Source organism: Nocardiopsis sp. NPDC058631, from assembly GCF_042716955.1.
Taxonomy (GTDB): domain Bacteria; phylum Actinomycetota; class Actinomycetes; order Streptosporangiales; family Streptosporangiaceae; genus Nocardiopsis.
Genome location: NZ_JBHXQY010000065.1, coordinates 1 through 14,019, shown reverse-complemented (window position 1 = coordinate 14,019; position 14,019 = coordinate 1). Strand labels below are relative to the sequence as shown.

The following is a 14,019-nucleotide window of genomic DNA, read 5'->3' as shown; positions in this document are numbered from 1 at the left end:
GCCCCGTGTGCCGGGCGCGCCCGCACCGGCGCACCCCGCCCCGGAGCTCCCGCCGCACCTGACACTCCTCTACCGTGGGCCGCTGGCCAGTTGCGACTACGACTGCCCGTACTGCCCCTTCGCCAAGCGGCGCGACGACCCCCGGACCCTGCGCGCGGACCGGGCCGCCCTGGAGCGGTTCGCCGACTGGGTGGCCGGGCGCGCGGACCAGAACCCGGGCACCCGGATCTCGGTGCTGTTCACCCCCTGGGGCGAGGGGCTGGTGCGCTCCTGGTACCGCACCGCGATCGTCGGGCTCAGCCACCTGCCGCACGTGGAACGGGTGGCCGTCCAGACCAACCTGAGCGGGCGCCTCGGATGGCTGGCCGACTGCGACCTGTCGTCCACCGCGCTGTGGACCACCTACCACCCGGGCCAGGTCTCCCACGAGCGGTTCCTGGCCGGGGCCCGGGAGCTGGTCGCGGCGGGTGTGCGGTTCAGTGTCGGCGTGGTCGGCGAGCCGGACCACCTGGAGGCGGCCCGGCGGATGCGGGCGGACCTGCCCGGGGACGTGTACCTGTGGGTCAACGCCGCCGAGGGCCGGGTCTACACCGACGGCGAGGCCGCGCGGTGGCAGGAGCTGGACCCGCACTTCCACTACAGCCGGAACCCCCACCCGAGCCTGGGCCGTCCCTGCCGCACGGGTGACACCGTGCTGTCCGTGGACGGCGACGGCGGGGTGCGCCGCTGCCACTTCGTGGACACGCCGATGGGCAACCTCTACGACGGGTCGTTCGCCGAACGGCTCGGGCCGAGCCCGTGTCCTCTGGACAGCTGCGACTGCCACATCGGCTACGTGCACCTGGAGTCCCTGGACCTCTACGACGTCTTCCGCGGCGGCGTCGTGGAACGTGTCCCGGCCGCCCTCGGGGCGGTGTCGTCCCCGAGCCCGGACCGGGGCACGGACCCCGTGCCCGCACCGAAACCGGCCACCGCCGTTTCCCTCCACCACCGAGGGCAGACATAATGCGACACATGGTCTTTCCCCGGGTCATCGCGACCGACCTCGACGGCACTCTCCTGGGTCCGAAGGGGCTGGTCTCACCCCGCAACCGGCAAGCACTGGCCGCAGCCGCGGACGCGGGGGTGAAGGTGGTCGTCTCCACCGGGCGCCCGCCCCGGAACACGTGGCACATCGCCTCCCAGTTCACGTGCGCCGCCGTCCTGTGCGGCAACGGCGCGCTCGCCCACACCTTCGACGGGGACCCGTTCGTGCGCCCCCTGTCGGTGGAGACGGCGGGCACCGTGGTCGAGAAGCTGCGCGGCGCCCTTCCCGATATCGGCTTCGGCATCGAGACGGGTACCGACTTCTTCCACGAGCCCGACTACGTGCTCGAACCGTGGATTTCCCGTGACTGGGTGAGCGGGGTCCTGGACTCCACCGACGCCCTGCTGGCTCACGCCGATCCGGTCGCCAAGCTGCTGGTGCGCTCGCACGGGACCCCGGTACACCTCCTGCACGAGGCGGCGGTGGAGACGGTCGGCGCGCTGGCGGAGGTCACCTACTCGGGCGGGCACGGCCTGCTGGAGCTGAGCGCGTCCGGTGTGAACAAGGGCAGCACCCTGGCGATGCTCTGCGAGCGGTGGGGCGTGCCGGCCGAGGAGGTCGCGGCCTTCGGCGACATGCCCAACGACGTGTCGGCGCTGACATGGGCCGGGATGGGGTACGCGATGAGCAGTGGACACCCGGACCTGCTCGACCCCGCCCTGGGGCTGCTGGTCGCCCCGGCGAGCGACGATGACGGGGTGGCCAGGGTGGTGGAGCGGCTGCTCGCCGAGCGCTGAGAGGCACTGGCGGGTTCTTCGACGGTGGGGAGCCGCTGGAGCCGGGCGTGGTCTCGGTGACCGCGTGGCGTCCGGAGCCCCCCGAGGTCGGCACGGTCCGGCCTCTGGACGACTTCGGGCGGTGAAGGCCGGTCAGGGGTCGTCAGGGTGTCGGCATGAGGCCGAGGGCGGCCAGCAGCGTCGGGACGGCCAGCAGGACAAGGCCCAGCACGGCAGGTGCGCCGAGCACCCCGAGGACGGCGACGCCCTTCCGGAGGCCGTTCCGCCGGGAGTGGGAGACCGCCAGGATCCCGAAACCAGCCGCGGCCAGCAGGAAGAGGAGCACGTAGCCGACACCGGCGGTGTCGATCTGGTCGACACCGCCCGCCAGGCCGGAGACCATGCCGACCGCCTGTACGACGCTGCCCGTGGCGTACAGGCCGAGCGTCGCGAAAACCCCCCACACCAACACGGCCAGGAGAGCCGGAGGAACGAACGTCGGGCGCCTGGCGACCGACAGCAGCGCCACGGCCGCCCCCAGCACCTTCAGCCCGACGACGAGCCAGTTCATCACGGTGATCGCGGAGCTGTAGCGGGCATAGGCACCGTCAGCGAAACGGTCGGTGATCTCGAAGACGATGTTGAACACCGCGAACCCGACGCACCACAGGGCCATCAGCAAGCCGATCGCGGTCACGGCAGCGCCGGGTGGTGGAGGGGCCGGAAAACGATCAGCTGTGGACGCAGTGTCGGAGGTCATCTCAGCAGCCAACACGCGTTCCGTCATCGACGCCTCCCCCGCGAGGGGGAGAACCGCGGACCGACCTCACGCTTCCGGAGGAGCCGCAGCCCTACGGCGCGGGCAAGACCCTCACCACGCCTCCAGGTACGCCGCCACGGCCTTCGTCGGCGCGACCGGGCTGACATGGCTTTGCGAGGCGGGAGTGCCGGCGGAGTCGGTGCGAACGCCAGAGTTCCGGGCGGCCGGGCCCGGCCGGCGCCCCTCAGGACCCGGTGCCGTCCACGCGCTCGTGGTAGGTGCGCCGGGTCCGCTCGGTGTGCTCGCTCATCAGCCGCAGGGCCTGGTCCGCGTCTCCCGCCTCGATGACGTCGACGAGGCTGGCGTGCTCGTCCCAGGAGGCGGCGCCGCGGATGCGCGCGACCGGGGCGTAGTACCAGCGGACGCGCCGATCGACCTGGGCGGCGAGTTCGGCGAGCACCCGGTTGCCCGAGGCCTCGGTGACGGTGCGGTGGAAGTCGGCGTTGGCCTGGACGACCGCGTCGGTGTCGGCGAGCTCGGTCGCCGCGCGCCCGGCGGCGACGAGTTCGCGCAGGTGGCCGACCTGTTCGGCGGAGGCGTTGGCGGCGGCCAGGCGGGCCGACTCGGTCTCCAGCAGCGCGCGGACCGCCAGGAGCTGGTCGGCCTCGCTCTCGGTGGGCGTGTGCACGAACGCCCCGTAGCCGGGCCGCAGGTCCACCCAGCCCTCGTTGCTGAGCCGCTGCATCGCCTCGCGGACGGGCTGGCGGGAGACGCCCAGGGTCTGGGCGAGCTCGGTCTCGACCAGGTGCTGGCCGGGTGAGAGCGCCCGGGTGGTGATCAGGTCGAGGATGGCCTCGTACACGGCTTCGCGCAGCGGTACGGGACGCTGGATCCGTCCGGCGACGGTGTTCAACCCCTGCGAGGCCATAGGGAATCTCCAGAGTCCTGGTGCGCGATCTTTGTAGACAGTGTACAAAACACGGGGAGTGGGTCGGTCATACCGGGACCTCCACGAGCTCGACCCTCCCCGGGAGGCGCCCCGGGACGCGGGAGGGCGGGACGACGGCGAGGGCGTCCGCCGTGGCGGCGGCCCGCAGGTCGGCGGAGCCCGAGGTGGGCAGCTCGACCGCCAGGTCGCGGCTCACGCGCACCGGGACCAGGCGGGTGTCGGTCGGGTGCGGGGCGGTCGGGCCGATGAGCCGTGTCCGCCGGCCGGTGTGCGCGGGGTCCCGCCGGTCGGCACGCCCGCTGAGCACCGGGACCAGCAGTGTGAGCGCGGCGGCCAGGGCCGCACCGGGGTTGCCGGGCAGCCCCACGACCACCGCGCCGGAGGGCAGGACGGCCAGCACCTGCGGGTGGCCCGGCCGGCAGGCCACACCGTCGACGACGACCCGCGCGCCGAGCCCCGCCAGGACCGCGCGGAGGTGGTCGGCGGGGCCGGCCGAGGAGGAACCGCAGACCGCGACGATGTCGGACTCCCCGGCGCCGCCCAGTTCCCGCGCCAGGTCCCGCCCCCGGTCGGGGACCCGCACAGCGGGGGCGCAGGCCCCTCCGGCCCACGCGACCAGACCGGGCAGCACGGGGCCGATGGCGTCGCGCACGGCTCCGGGGCGCGGCATCCCCTCGTCCACGACCTCGTCCCCCGTGACCAGGACCCGCACGAGGGGCCGGACCACGGGCAGCGTGTCCCGGCCCAGGCTCGCGGCCAGCCCCAGGAGGGCGGGGGTGACGGGACTCCCGCGGCGGGCTGCCGTCGTCCCGGCCGCGGTGGTCTCGCCGCGGCGGCGGATGTGCCGTCCCTCCCCGATCCGGCCGTGCACGGCTTCGGAGGACCCGGCCGCCAGCTCGTGGGGGAGGACGGCGGTGGTGCCGTCCGGCACGACGGCGCCGGTGGCGATCTCCACGGCCTCGCCGCGCCGCAGCCGGGCGACCGGGCCCCGGCGCCCGGCGAGCGTCCGTCCGACGACGGCCCAGGGGCCCTCACCGGCGACCGCGTAGCCGTCCATGGCGGCGCAGTCGAGCAGGGGGACGTCGGCCGCCGGGACGAGGTCGGCGCCGAGGGTGGCGCCGAGGGCGCCGGCGAGCGGCTCCTCGACCATGGGCGTGCCACCCTCGGCACCGGTCACCCGCGCCAGCTCCCGTGCCGGGTTCCAGGGCAGCGGGGCGCGCGGGTGGGCTTCCGCGTGAAGAAGCGGAGAAGTTTCCGAGGCAGCCGGGTCGGGCATTCCTTCTCTCCCTACGGACCGGTGAGGAACGATATCCCGGAGAATACTGTATACAGTATGTGAAAGGAAGGGAGTCCTCATGCGAATCGCCGTACTCGGTGCCGGAGCGATCGGAGCCTACGCGGGCGCCGCGCTCCACAGGGGCGGGGCCGACGTCCACCTCATCGCCCGTGGCGAGCACCTGAAGGCCCTGCGGGAGCGGGGGGTCCAGGTACTCAGCGCGCGCGGCGACTTCACCGCACACCCGCACGCCACCGACGACCCGTCCGAGGTCGGCCCCGTCGACGCCGTCCTCCTCGGCCTGAAGGCCCAGCACTACGCGGGCTGCGGTCCGCTGCTGCGCCCCCTGCTGGGGCCCTCCACCATGGTCGTCGCCGCACAGAACGGCATCCCGTGGTGGTACTTCCACGGAATCAGCGGCCCCCTCGCCGGGCACCGCATCGAGAGCGTGGACCCGGGCGGCTCGGTCAGCCGGACGATCCCGGTCGAGCGCGCCGTGGGCTGCGTGGTCTACGCCGCCACCGAGATCGCCGGGCCGGGGGTGATCCGGCACATGGAGGGGACACGGTTCTCCATCGGCGAGCCGGACCGCTCCCGCTCCGCCCGCTGCCGCGACCTCCAGGCGGCGATGGAGGCGGGCGGCCTCAAGTGCCCGATCGAGCAGGACCTGCGCGAGGACATCTGGGTGAAGCTGATGGGCAACATCGTCTTCAACCCGCTGAGCGCGCTGACGCGCTCCACCATGGCGCAGATCTGCCGGAGCCGCTCGACCCGGGAGCTGGCCCGCACCATGATGGCCGAGACCCTGGAGGTGGCCGCCCGGCTCGGCGTGCGCCCCGCGATCTCCATCGACCGCCGCCTGGCCGGGGCCGAGCGCGCCGGCGACCACCGCACCTCGACCCTGCACGACCTGGAGCGCGGGCGCCCCATGGAACTGGACGTCATCCTGTCCGCCGTGGTGGAGCTGGCCGACCTGACCGGGACCCCCGTTCCGGCGCTCCGGGCGGTGGACGCCGTCGCCGGACTGCTCAACGACCGGATGCTCGACGCGGCCGGTCCTGCGGCCCCTCCCTCCCCGGCCCTGGCCGCCCACCCTTGACCATGGCCCACGATCGCTAAATACTGTATGCAGTATCCCCGTCAGGCGCCACGGGCGCCGTCGGACCAGGCGAATCCGGCCACGACCACCAAGCGAGGCCACATGCGATCCGACGATTTCTCCGCACCCTACGACCGACTCACCCAGCCCCTCGTCCGCGACGGCGGCGAACTGCGCCCGGCCTCCTGGGAGGAGGCACTCGACCGTGCGGCCGCCGGGTTCCGGCGCGGCGTGGACGAGCACGGGCCCGACTCCTTCGGCATGCTCTCCTGCGCGCGGGCGACCAACGAGATGAACTTCATGGCGCAGAAGTTCACCCGCGTCGTCGTCGGGACCAACAACGTCGACTCCTGCAACCGCACCTGCCACGCGCCCAGCGTCGCCGGGCTGGCCGCGGCCTTCGGCTCGGGCGGGGGCACCTCCTCCTACGCCGAGGTCGAGGACACCGACCTCATCGTGATCTGGGGAGGCAACCCCCGCTTCGCCCACCCGATCTTCTTCCAGCACGTGCTCAAGGGGGTGCGCAACGGCGCACGCCTGTTCGTCGTCGACCCCCGGCGCACCCCGACCGCCGAGTGGGCCGACCGCTGGCTCGGACTGGACGTGGGCACGGACATCCCCCTGGCGCACGCCATCGGGCGCGAGATCCTGCACGCCGGGCTGGCCAACGACACCTTCGTCCGGCGCGCCACGAGCGGCTTCGACGAGTACCGCGCGCTGGTCGAGCCCTGGACGCTCGCCGCCGCCGAGGCCGTGACCGGCGTGCCCGCCGAGGCCATCCGCGAGCTGGCGCACGCCTACGCCCGCGCCGAGCGCGCCCAGATGTGCTGGACGCTCGGCATCACCGAGCACCACAACGCGACCGACAACGTCCGCTCGCTGATCAACCTGTCGCTGCTGACCGGGCACGTGGGGCGGCACGGATCGGGGCTCAACCCGCTGCGCGGCCAGAACAACGTGCAGGGCGGAGGCGACATGGGCGCCATCCCCGACCGCCTGGTCGGGTTCCAGGACATCCTGGACCCGCGGGTGCGCGCGCCCTTCGAGGCGGCGTGGGGGCGCCAGATCCAGGGCGTCAAGGGCAAGAACCTGACCCAGATGTTCGAGGCGATGGACGAGCGGGAGCTCAGGACGCTCTACGTGATCGGCGAGAACCCCGTCCAGTCCGAGCCCGAGACGCACAAGACCACCCGCCGCCTGCGCAACCTGGACCACCTGGTGGTGCAGGACATCTTCTTGACCCGCACCGCCGAACTCGCCGACGTGGTGCTCCCCGCGAGCGCGTCCTGGTGCGAGTCCGACGGCACCTTCACCAACAGCGAGCGCCGCGTGCAGCTGGTCCGCAAGGCGCTGGACCCGCCACGGGGTGCCCGCGACGACATCGAGATCATGTGCGACCTGGCGACCCGCCTGGGCCTCGACTGGTCCCGGCCCTCGGCCGAGGACATCTGGAACGAGGTCCGCTCCCTCTCCCCCATGCACCGGGGCATGAGCTACGCGCGCCTGGCGGAGCTGCACGGCATCCAGTGGCCCTCCTACTCCGAGGACACCCTGGAGCCGAGCTACCTGCACGCCCGGCTGTGGTCGGAGGACCCCGCCGAGCGCGGCGAACCCGCGCCGTTCGGGATCGTGGGCCACTCCCCTCCGGTCGACCTCCTCGACGAGGACTTCCCGTTCCGGTTGACGACCGGGCGCCGGCTGGACGACTACAACACCGGGGTGCAGACCAGCGGCTTCTCGTCGCCGCTGCGCCGGGGCGAGCTGCTGGACCTCTCCCCCGAGGACGCGGCCAAGCTCGGGGTCGCCGACGGCGAGACGGTCAGGGTGACCTCGCGACGGGGGTCGGTCCTCGTCCCCGTCTCGATCACCGACGCGATGCGGCGGGGGCTGGTGTTCATGACGTTCCACTTCCCGCACCAGGTGGACACCCAGCTGCTGACCATCGACGCCACCGACCCCATCGCGGGGACGGCCGAGTACAAGGCCGCGGCGGTGCGGATCGAGCGGGTGGAGGAGCCCGCCCGCAGCGCCGCCTCCGCGCGGTGAGGAGGGCGAACGGTGGACCGCGCCGTCGCCCCAGCCCCCTGCGGCGACGGCGCGGTCCCCTCCCTGGGCCGCGCGCCAGCACGCGGTCCGGGGGCCGGGTCTCCTGACGCGATCTTGGCGCGTACGGGGGTTGTCAACCCGATCATTAGCATCATACTGTCCTCTGTATACAAAATCCTGTGATCTGGATTACACGAGATTGAGGTGACACAGACGTGGACCTGCGATTCCTGGACGAGGCGCCCACCGCCGTCGAACGCGAAGCCGTCGACAGCGTGCTCGGTCCCCCCGAGTCAGGTTGGGACGGCGGCGCCCGCCAGGACGTCGACCTGCGCTACGCGCGGGGAGGCCACACCGCCCGGGACAGACGCGACCTGCTCATGCCCGCCCTGCACGCGGTCAACGACCGGGTGGGCTGGATCAGCAGGCCCGCACTCGACCACATCTGCCGCAGACTCACCGTCCCTCCCGCGGAGGCCTACGCCGTCGCCTCCTTCTACGCGATGTTCGCCCTGCACCGGCGGCCCCGCCGGGTCGTGCACCTGTGCACCGACATCGCCTGCGCCGCGTCCGGGGCGTCCGGGCTGCGCGACCGGCTCGCCGAACGCCTCGGCCCGCCCGGCGGGCACGACGGGGACACCACCTGGCACGAGAGCCCCTGCCTGGGCATGTGCGAGCGCGCGCCCGCCGCCCTCGCCCTGGAGGCCGGGGCCCCGGCACGGTACGCCGTGGCCGCGCCCGCCACACCCGAGGGCCTGGACGCGATGGCCGGGGACGCGCCCTCCGACCCCGCACCGGCGCCCGCGAACGGGCGGCGACACCCCTCCCCCACCACCTTCGGCGCCGACTCCCTCCCCGGCACCGCCCCGGAACCCGCCCCCTCCACGGCCGTCCCGGACGCCGGGTCGCCCGACCACGTGCTCCTGCGACGCATCGGCGCCGTCGACCCCCTCAGCCTGGACGACTACCGCGCCGCCGGCGGATACGCGGCGCTGCGCCGGGCACTGCGGCTCGGCCCCGCCGGCGTCATCCGGGAGGTCTCCGACTCCGGCCTGGTCGGCCGGGGCGGAGCCGCCTTCCCCACCGGCCGCAAGTGGCAGGCCACCGCCCAGCAGCCGGACGGCCCGCACTACCTGGTCTGCAACGCCGACGAGAGCGAACCCGGCACCTTCAAGGACCGGGTCCTGATGGAGGGCGACCCGTTCTCCGTCGTCGAGGCGATGACGATCGCGGGCTACGCCGTCGGCGCGCGGCTCGGGTACCTGTACATCCGGGGCGAGTACCCCCGGGCCCTGCGGCACCTGGAGAACGCCATCGCGCTCGCACGCGAGCGCGGGCTCCTCGGCCCGGACGTCCTCGGCTCGGGGTTCGCCTTCGACATCGAGATCCGGCGCGGAGCGGGCGCCTACATCTGCGGTGAGGAGACCGCGATCTTCGGCTCGATCGAGGGCTACCGGGGAGAACCGCGCACCAAGCCGCCCTTCCCCGTGGAGAAGGGGCTGTTCGGCAAGCCGACCGCCGTGAACAACGTGGAGACGCTGGTCAACGTGCTGCCGATCATGCTGATGGGCGGTCCCGCCTACGCGGCCGTCGGCACGGGCGGGTCCACGGGACCCAAGCTGTTCTGCCTGTCCGGCGGTGTGCGCCGCCCCGGACTGTACGAGCTGCCCTTCGGCGCCACCCTGCGCGACCTCGTCGAGGCGGCGGGGGGCATGCCCGAGGGGCGCACCGTCCAGGCGGTCCTGCTCGGCGGAGCGGCCGGGGCGTTCGTCCGCGGCGACGAACTCGACATCCCCCTCACCTTCGAGGGCGCACGCGCGGCGGGGACGACCCTGGGCTCGGGGGTGGTCCTGGTCCTGGACGACACCGCCGACCTGGTCGCGACGCTGGTCCGCGTGGCGGCCTTCTTCCGCGACGAGTCCTGCGGCCAGTGCGTCCCCTGCCGGGTCGGCACCGTCCGCCAGGAGGAGTCCCTGCTGCGCATCAGCGCGGGGGGCGACGCCGCCACCGAGGTCCCCCTGCTCCGCGAGGTCGGCCGGGCGATGCGGGACGCCTCGATCTGCGGTCTGGGACAGACCGCCTGGAACGCGGTGGAGTCGGCGATCGACCGGCTCGACCTGTTCGGCGGCGCCGGCCCGGCCGCCCCCGACGACACCCGTCAGAGCACCGTCCCGGGCACCCGGGCGGCAACCGAGGAGGCCCGATGACCGTCCCCGTACTCCTGGCCCCGCCCAGGCGGCTGATCGACGCGACCATCGACGGAGAGCAGGTCCGCGTCCCCGAGGGCACCACCGTCCTCCAGGCCTGCGCCGAGCGGGGGACCGAGATCCCCACCCTCTGCCACGGTGACACGCTCACCCCCAGGAACGCCTGCCGCGTGTGCGTGGTGGAGGTGGAGGGCGCGCGCACGCTCGCCCCCGCCTGCTCGCGCAAGCTGGAACCCGGCATGTCGGTGGCCACCGACTCCGAGCGTGTGCGCCACAGCCGCAAGCTGGTCCTGGAGCTGCTCGGCTCCTCCGTGGACCTGTCCACCACCCCGCAGGTCGCCGAGTGGATGGAGCGCTACGACGCGGAGCCCGACCGGTTCGGTCCGCGCGCGGAGGCCGCCGCACTGGGAGTGCGCGACGCCCGGCGCTCGGGCGAGCACGACCCCGGGGACGGCGCGGTGGCGGCGACGGTCGAGCAGCCCGCGAAGGTGGACAACGACCTGTACGTACGCGACTACTCCAAGTGCATCATGTGCTACAAGTGCGTGGACGCCTGCGGGGACCAGTGGCAGAACACCTTCGCGATCGGGGTGGCCGGGCGCGGGTTCGACGCCCGCGTCTCCACCGAGCACGACGTCGCCCTGCCGGACTCGGCCTGCGTGTACTGCGGCAACTGCATCGAGGTCTGCCCCACCGGGGCCCTGTCGTTCGGTACCGAGTTCGACATGCGTCGAGCGGGGACCTGGGACGAGGAGAAGCAGACCGAGACGACCACGATCTGCACCTACTGCGGAGTGGGCTGCAACGTTACGCTGCACGTGCAGGAGAACGAGATCGTCAAGGTCACGTCCCCGCACGACAACCCGGTGACCCACGGGAACCTGTGCATCAAGGGCCGGTTCGGCTTCCAGCACGTGCAGCGCCGCGGCGGTGGCGGGGGCGGAGCCTGAACCGCTCCGCCCTCACGGAACCGCGACAATGGCAGTCCCGGAGAAGTCGTGCAGAACCGGGGACGGCAGGACATCGGAAGGCAGTGGGACGGATGGGACGGGTCACGGTCCGGGGCAAGGTGCTCCGCATCAGGGACGGCTCCGCGACCGAGCGTGTGGACACGTTCGTCGTGGAGGAGCCACTGGAGATCAGGTTGGACGGTGATCCGCTGAGCGTCACCATGCGCACGCCGGGCGACGACTTCGACCTTGCTGCCGGGTTCCTCGTGAGCGAGGGCGTGGTGTCCCGGGCGGACGAGGTCACCGCCATCCGCTACTGCGCCGGCGCGACCGAGGACGGTTCCAACACCTACAACGTGCTGGACGTGTCCCTGGCCCCGGGGGTCCCGCGCCCGGACACGTCGCTGGAGCGCAACTTCTACACCACGTCCTCCTGCGGCCTGTGCGGCAAGGCGAGCCTGGACGCCGTGCGCACCCAGGCCAGGTGGCAGGTCTGCGATGACGGTGCCCGGATCGGCACGGACACCCTGACGGAGCTCCCCGACCGGCTGCGCGAGGCGCAGCGGGTGTTCGACCGCACCGGCGGGCTGCACGCCGCCGGGCTGTTCACCACGGACGGCGAACTCCTCGCCCTGCGCGAGGACGTGGGCCGCCACAACGCCGTCGACAAGCTGGTCGGCTGGGCGCTGCGCTCGGGCCGGCTGCCGCTGAGCGGGACGGTGCTGATGCTCTCGGGCCGCGCCTCCTTCGAGCTGGTGCAGAAGGCCTGGATGGCCGGCATCCCGATGATGGCGGCCGTCTCGGCGCCCTCGTCCCTGGCCGTCGACCTGGCCGAGGAGGCGGGCATCACGCTCGCCGGATTCCTCCGGGGCACCTCCATGAACGTCTACGCCGGAAGGCATCGGATCCTCCTGAAGAAGGCGCTCCCAGCGCCCTCGGCGGCCACGGGAGGCATCCGCAGTTCGGGTCAGTAGACGCGGGGGCGGTCGGCGCGCTCCAGCCCCCTGCACCGACCGCTCCCGACACCCGGGCCCCGTGCGGCACCGTTTCGCAGGACGGCGACCGGGCACCCGGTTCCCGCCCGTGGCGGGGCGGCCCCGCCCACCGGTGGCGGGCGTGCCGGACCCGGTGCCCCGGGGCACCGGGCCGATCCCCGGCCCCGTCCGTCAGACGCGCCCCTCGGGGCGCAGCGTGTAGTGCGGGAAGTTGCCGGGCAGCCGCTCGGACGCGGGACCCCGGGTGACCGCGTGGACGAGGAGTTCACCGCCGACGAAGGCACCCCTCCAGGAGTCCCCCCAGCCGCCGAACAGCTCGTCCCGGTCGCCGCGCGAGCGCGGCCGGTTGACGCCGACCTTGAAGGCGCGCACCCCGGCGGCCAGGCGTGAGGCCGTGTCGGGGTCGTCGCAGGAGACGGTGGCGACCAGGGCCCCGTTGCTGGCGTTCATCCCGGCCAGGAGTTCGGCCTCGGTGTCCACCAGCACGATCGAGTCGACCGGGCCGAAGGGCTCGGCGTGGAACAGCGGCGAGGAGCGCGGCGGCTCCAGGAGGGCCACGGGCGCCACGTAGGCGTCCGTGTTCTGGCCGGGGATCAGGAGGGCGTCGGCCGTCCCGCCCCGGTAGAGGGGTACCGCCCCGCCCGCGACGGCCTCGGCCACCCGGTCGGTGAGCTCCTTGGCCTTGGCGGCGTTGATCAGGGGGCCGAAGTCCAGTTCCGGCAGGTCGTCGTCGGGGGACTCCACGGCGAGGGGGTGCCCGAACCGGACCGCGCGGACCGCTGTGAGGTAGGCGTCGAGGAACGCGTCGAAGCGGGACCGCTGCACGACGAACCGGGGGTAGGCGGTGCAGCGCTGCTTGGCGTAGTCGAAGGTCTTCCGGATCTGCCCGGACAGGGTCTCCCAGTCGCCGAACTCCCACACGCCCCAGCAGTTCAGCCCCTCCTGTTCCAGGACGTGCGGCCTCCCCAGGTCGGCGACGTCGGCCGCCACCCGGCCCCCGGCGTCCCGGCCGCCGACGAAGGACACGCAGCCGATCTCCGGCCCCCGCACCAGCGCCGGGGACAGGTCCCGGCCGCCGCCGCTGACCAGGGTGAACGGCAGGCCCTCCCGGACCGCCAGGGCCACGGCGAGGGTCAGGCAGACCAGCCCGCCGTCGGTGGGGGTCTTGGCGATCACGCCGTTGCCGGCGAGCGCCTGGACGCACATCGCGTGCGCGAGCACGCTCATCGGGTAGTTCCAGCTCGCGATGTTGCTGACGGGTCCGTCCAGGGGGAGGCGGCCGTCGAGCATGGGGCCGATGCCGTCCAGGTACCACTCGACCCCCGAGACCGCCCGGTCCACGTCCTGGCGGGCCAGCCGCCAGGGCTTGCCGATCTCCCAGACCAGGGCGAGCGCGAGGGTGTCGCGGTGCCGTTCCCAGGCGCGGACCGTGGCGCGCACCCGCGCCTGCCGCTCGGCGAGGGGCAGCGCGCTCCACGCGCGGTGCTCCACGGCGGCCCCGGACACCGCGAGGGCCGCGGTCGTCCCGTCCAGCACGGGCAGGCCCGCGGTCTCGGAACCGTCCACGGGCGAGTAGGAGGTCCGGGTCCCGCCGTCGGCGCGCCACCGCCCGCCCCAGTGGTTGTGGACCCGGTCGGGCCCGAAGGCCTCCGGAGCCGCCTCCCGGCAGCGGGCGTACAGGGCGGACCACGAGGTACCAGGCTTGAGCATCGTCGTCATGGCGTCGTGGGCGTCGCCCCGGAGAGGACACCCGCCCCCTCTCCACCAGCGGTCCCGGCGAGGACGGCGCGCACCAGGCGGGCCGCTTCGCTGGGGGTTTTGCCGACCTTCACGCCGGCAGCCTCCAACGCCTCCTGCTTGGCCGCGGCCGTACCCGCCGACCCCGACACGATCGCACCCGCGTGCCCCATCGTCTTACCCTCCGGAGCCGTGAA

The 14,019-nt window shown here is 73.5% G+C and carries 11 protein-coding genes, 1 tRNA gene and 3 pseudogenes; 10 read left to right on the top strand and 5 right to left on the bottom strand.

The window, feature by feature from the left end; genetic code table 11:
- The first annotated feature begins 7 nt into the window (after nt 1-7).
- Nucleotides 8-1,006 (top strand): STM4011 family radical SAM protein, encoded by a 999-nt coding sequence (locus tag ACFWTE_RS20435; protein WP_378781227.1) that lies wholly within the window; start codon nt 8-10, stop codon nt 1,004-1,006.
- Nucleotides 1,006-1,824 (top strand): HAD family hydrolase, encoded by an 819-nt coding sequence (locus ACFWTE_RS20430; RefSeq protein WP_378781194.1) that lies wholly within the window; start codon nt 1,006-1,008, stop codon nt 1,822-1,824. The genes ACFWTE_RS20435 and ACFWTE_RS20430 overlap by 1 nt, the downstream gene beginning before the upstream one ends.
- A gap of 142 nt (nt 1,825-1,966) precedes the next feature.
- Here ACFWTE_RS20430 and ACFWTE_RS20425 read toward each other — a convergent pair whose 3' ends face one another.
- The 3 genes from ACFWTE_RS20425 to ACFWTE_RS20415 form a co-directional block, all read right to left on the bottom strand.
- Nucleotides 1,967-2,500, bottom strand: a complete 534-nt coding sequence (locus ACFWTE_RS20425; RefSeq protein ID WP_378781192.1) for a hypothetical protein — start codon at nt 2,498-2,500, stop codon at nt 1,967-1,969.
- Between the two features lie 307 nt (nt 2,501-2,807).
- Nucleotides 2,808-3,491 carry a GntR family transcriptional regulator gene (locus ACFWTE_RS20420; RefSeq protein ID WP_378781190.1) on the bottom strand — a complete coding sequence of 228 codons (684 nt, stop codon included), beginning with the start codon at nt 3,489-3,491 and terminating at the stop codon, nt 2,808-2,810.
- 67 nt (nt 3,492-3,558) lie between these two features.
- Nucleotides 3,559-4,662: a molybdopterin-binding protein gene (locus ACFWTE_RS20415; RefSeq protein ID WP_378781225.1), complete on the bottom strand. Its 1,104-nt coding sequence runs from the start codon at nt 4,660-4,662 to the stop codon at nt 3,559-3,561.
- 205 nt (nt 4,663-4,867) lie between these two features.
- On the opposite strand from ACFWTE_RS20415, the gene ACFWTE_RS20410 reads away from it, so the two are divergent.
- The 8 genes and pseudogenes from ACFWTE_RS20410 to fdhD all read left to right on the top strand — a co-directional run bounded on the left by ACFWTE_RS20410 (nt 4,868) and on the right by fdhD (nt 12,064).
- On the top strand, nt 4,868-5,887 hold the full coding sequence (locus ACFWTE_RS20410) for a 2-dehydropantoate 2-reductase (RefSeq protein ID WP_378781189.1): 1,020 nt from the start codon (nt 4,868-4,870) through the stop codon (nt 5,885-5,887).
- A gap of 102 nt (nt 5,888-5,989) precedes the next feature.
- On the top strand, nt 5,990-7,933 hold the full coding sequence (locus tag ACFWTE_RS20405; protein ID WP_378781188.1) for a molybdopterin oxidoreductase family protein: 1,944 nt from the start codon (nt 5,990-5,992) through the stop codon (nt 7,931-7,933).
- A gap of 215 nt (nt 7,934-8,148) precedes the next feature.
- Nucleotides 8,149-10,140 (top strand): NAD(P)H-dependent oxidoreductase subunit E, encoded by a 1,992-nt coding sequence (locus tag ACFWTE_RS20400; RefSeq protein WP_378781187.1) that lies wholly within the window; start codon nt 8,149-8,151, stop codon nt 10,138-10,140.
- Nucleotides 10,137-10,388 (top strand): annotated as a pseudogene (locus tag ACFWTE_RS20395) (2Fe-2S iron-sulfur cluster-binding protein); the annotation flags it as partial. The gene ACFWTE_RS20400 and the pseudogene ACFWTE_RS20395, both read left to right, overlap by 4 nt.
- A 309-nt stretch (nt 10,389-10,697) precedes the next feature.
- Nucleotides 10,698-10,764: transfer RNA gene (locus tag ACFWTE_RS20390), tRNA-OTHER, on the top strand.
- Nucleotides 10,722-10,844 (top strand): annotated as a pseudogene (locus ACFWTE_RS20385) (4Fe-4S binding protein); the annotation flags it as partial. The gene ACFWTE_RS20390 and the pseudogene ACFWTE_RS20385, both read left to right, overlap by 43 nt.
- A 21-nt stretch (nt 10,845-10,865) precedes the next feature.
- Entirely contained in the window at nt 10,866-11,090 is a 225-nt protein-coding gene (locus tag ACFWTE_RS20380; protein ID WP_378781224.1) for a hypothetical protein, read from the top strand.
- Nucleotides 11,091-11,182: 92 nt separating this feature from the next.
- A complete protein-coding gene (fdhD, locus tag ACFWTE_RS20375; RefSeq protein ID WP_378781186.1) occupies nt 11,183-12,064 on the top strand; it encodes a formate dehydrogenase accessory sulfurtransferase FdhD in 882 nt (293 codons plus the stop codon).
- A gap of 192 nt (nt 12,065-12,256) precedes the next feature.
- Here the strand turns inward: fdhD and ACFWTE_RS20370 are convergent, their stop codons facing one another.
- Together ACFWTE_RS20370 and ACFWTE_RS20365 are read right to left on the bottom strand one after the other, a co-directional pair.
- On the bottom strand, nt 12,257-13,804 hold the full coding sequence (locus ACFWTE_RS20370) for an aldehyde dehydrogenase family protein (RefSeq protein ID WP_378781185.1): 1,548 nt from the start codon (nt 13,802-13,804) through the stop codon (nt 12,257-12,259).
- Nucleotides 13,801-14,019, bottom strand: a pseudogene (locus tag ACFWTE_RS20365) (succinate--CoA ligase subunit alpha); the annotation flags it as partial. The gene ACFWTE_RS20370 and the pseudogene ACFWTE_RS20365, both read right to left, overlap by 4 nt.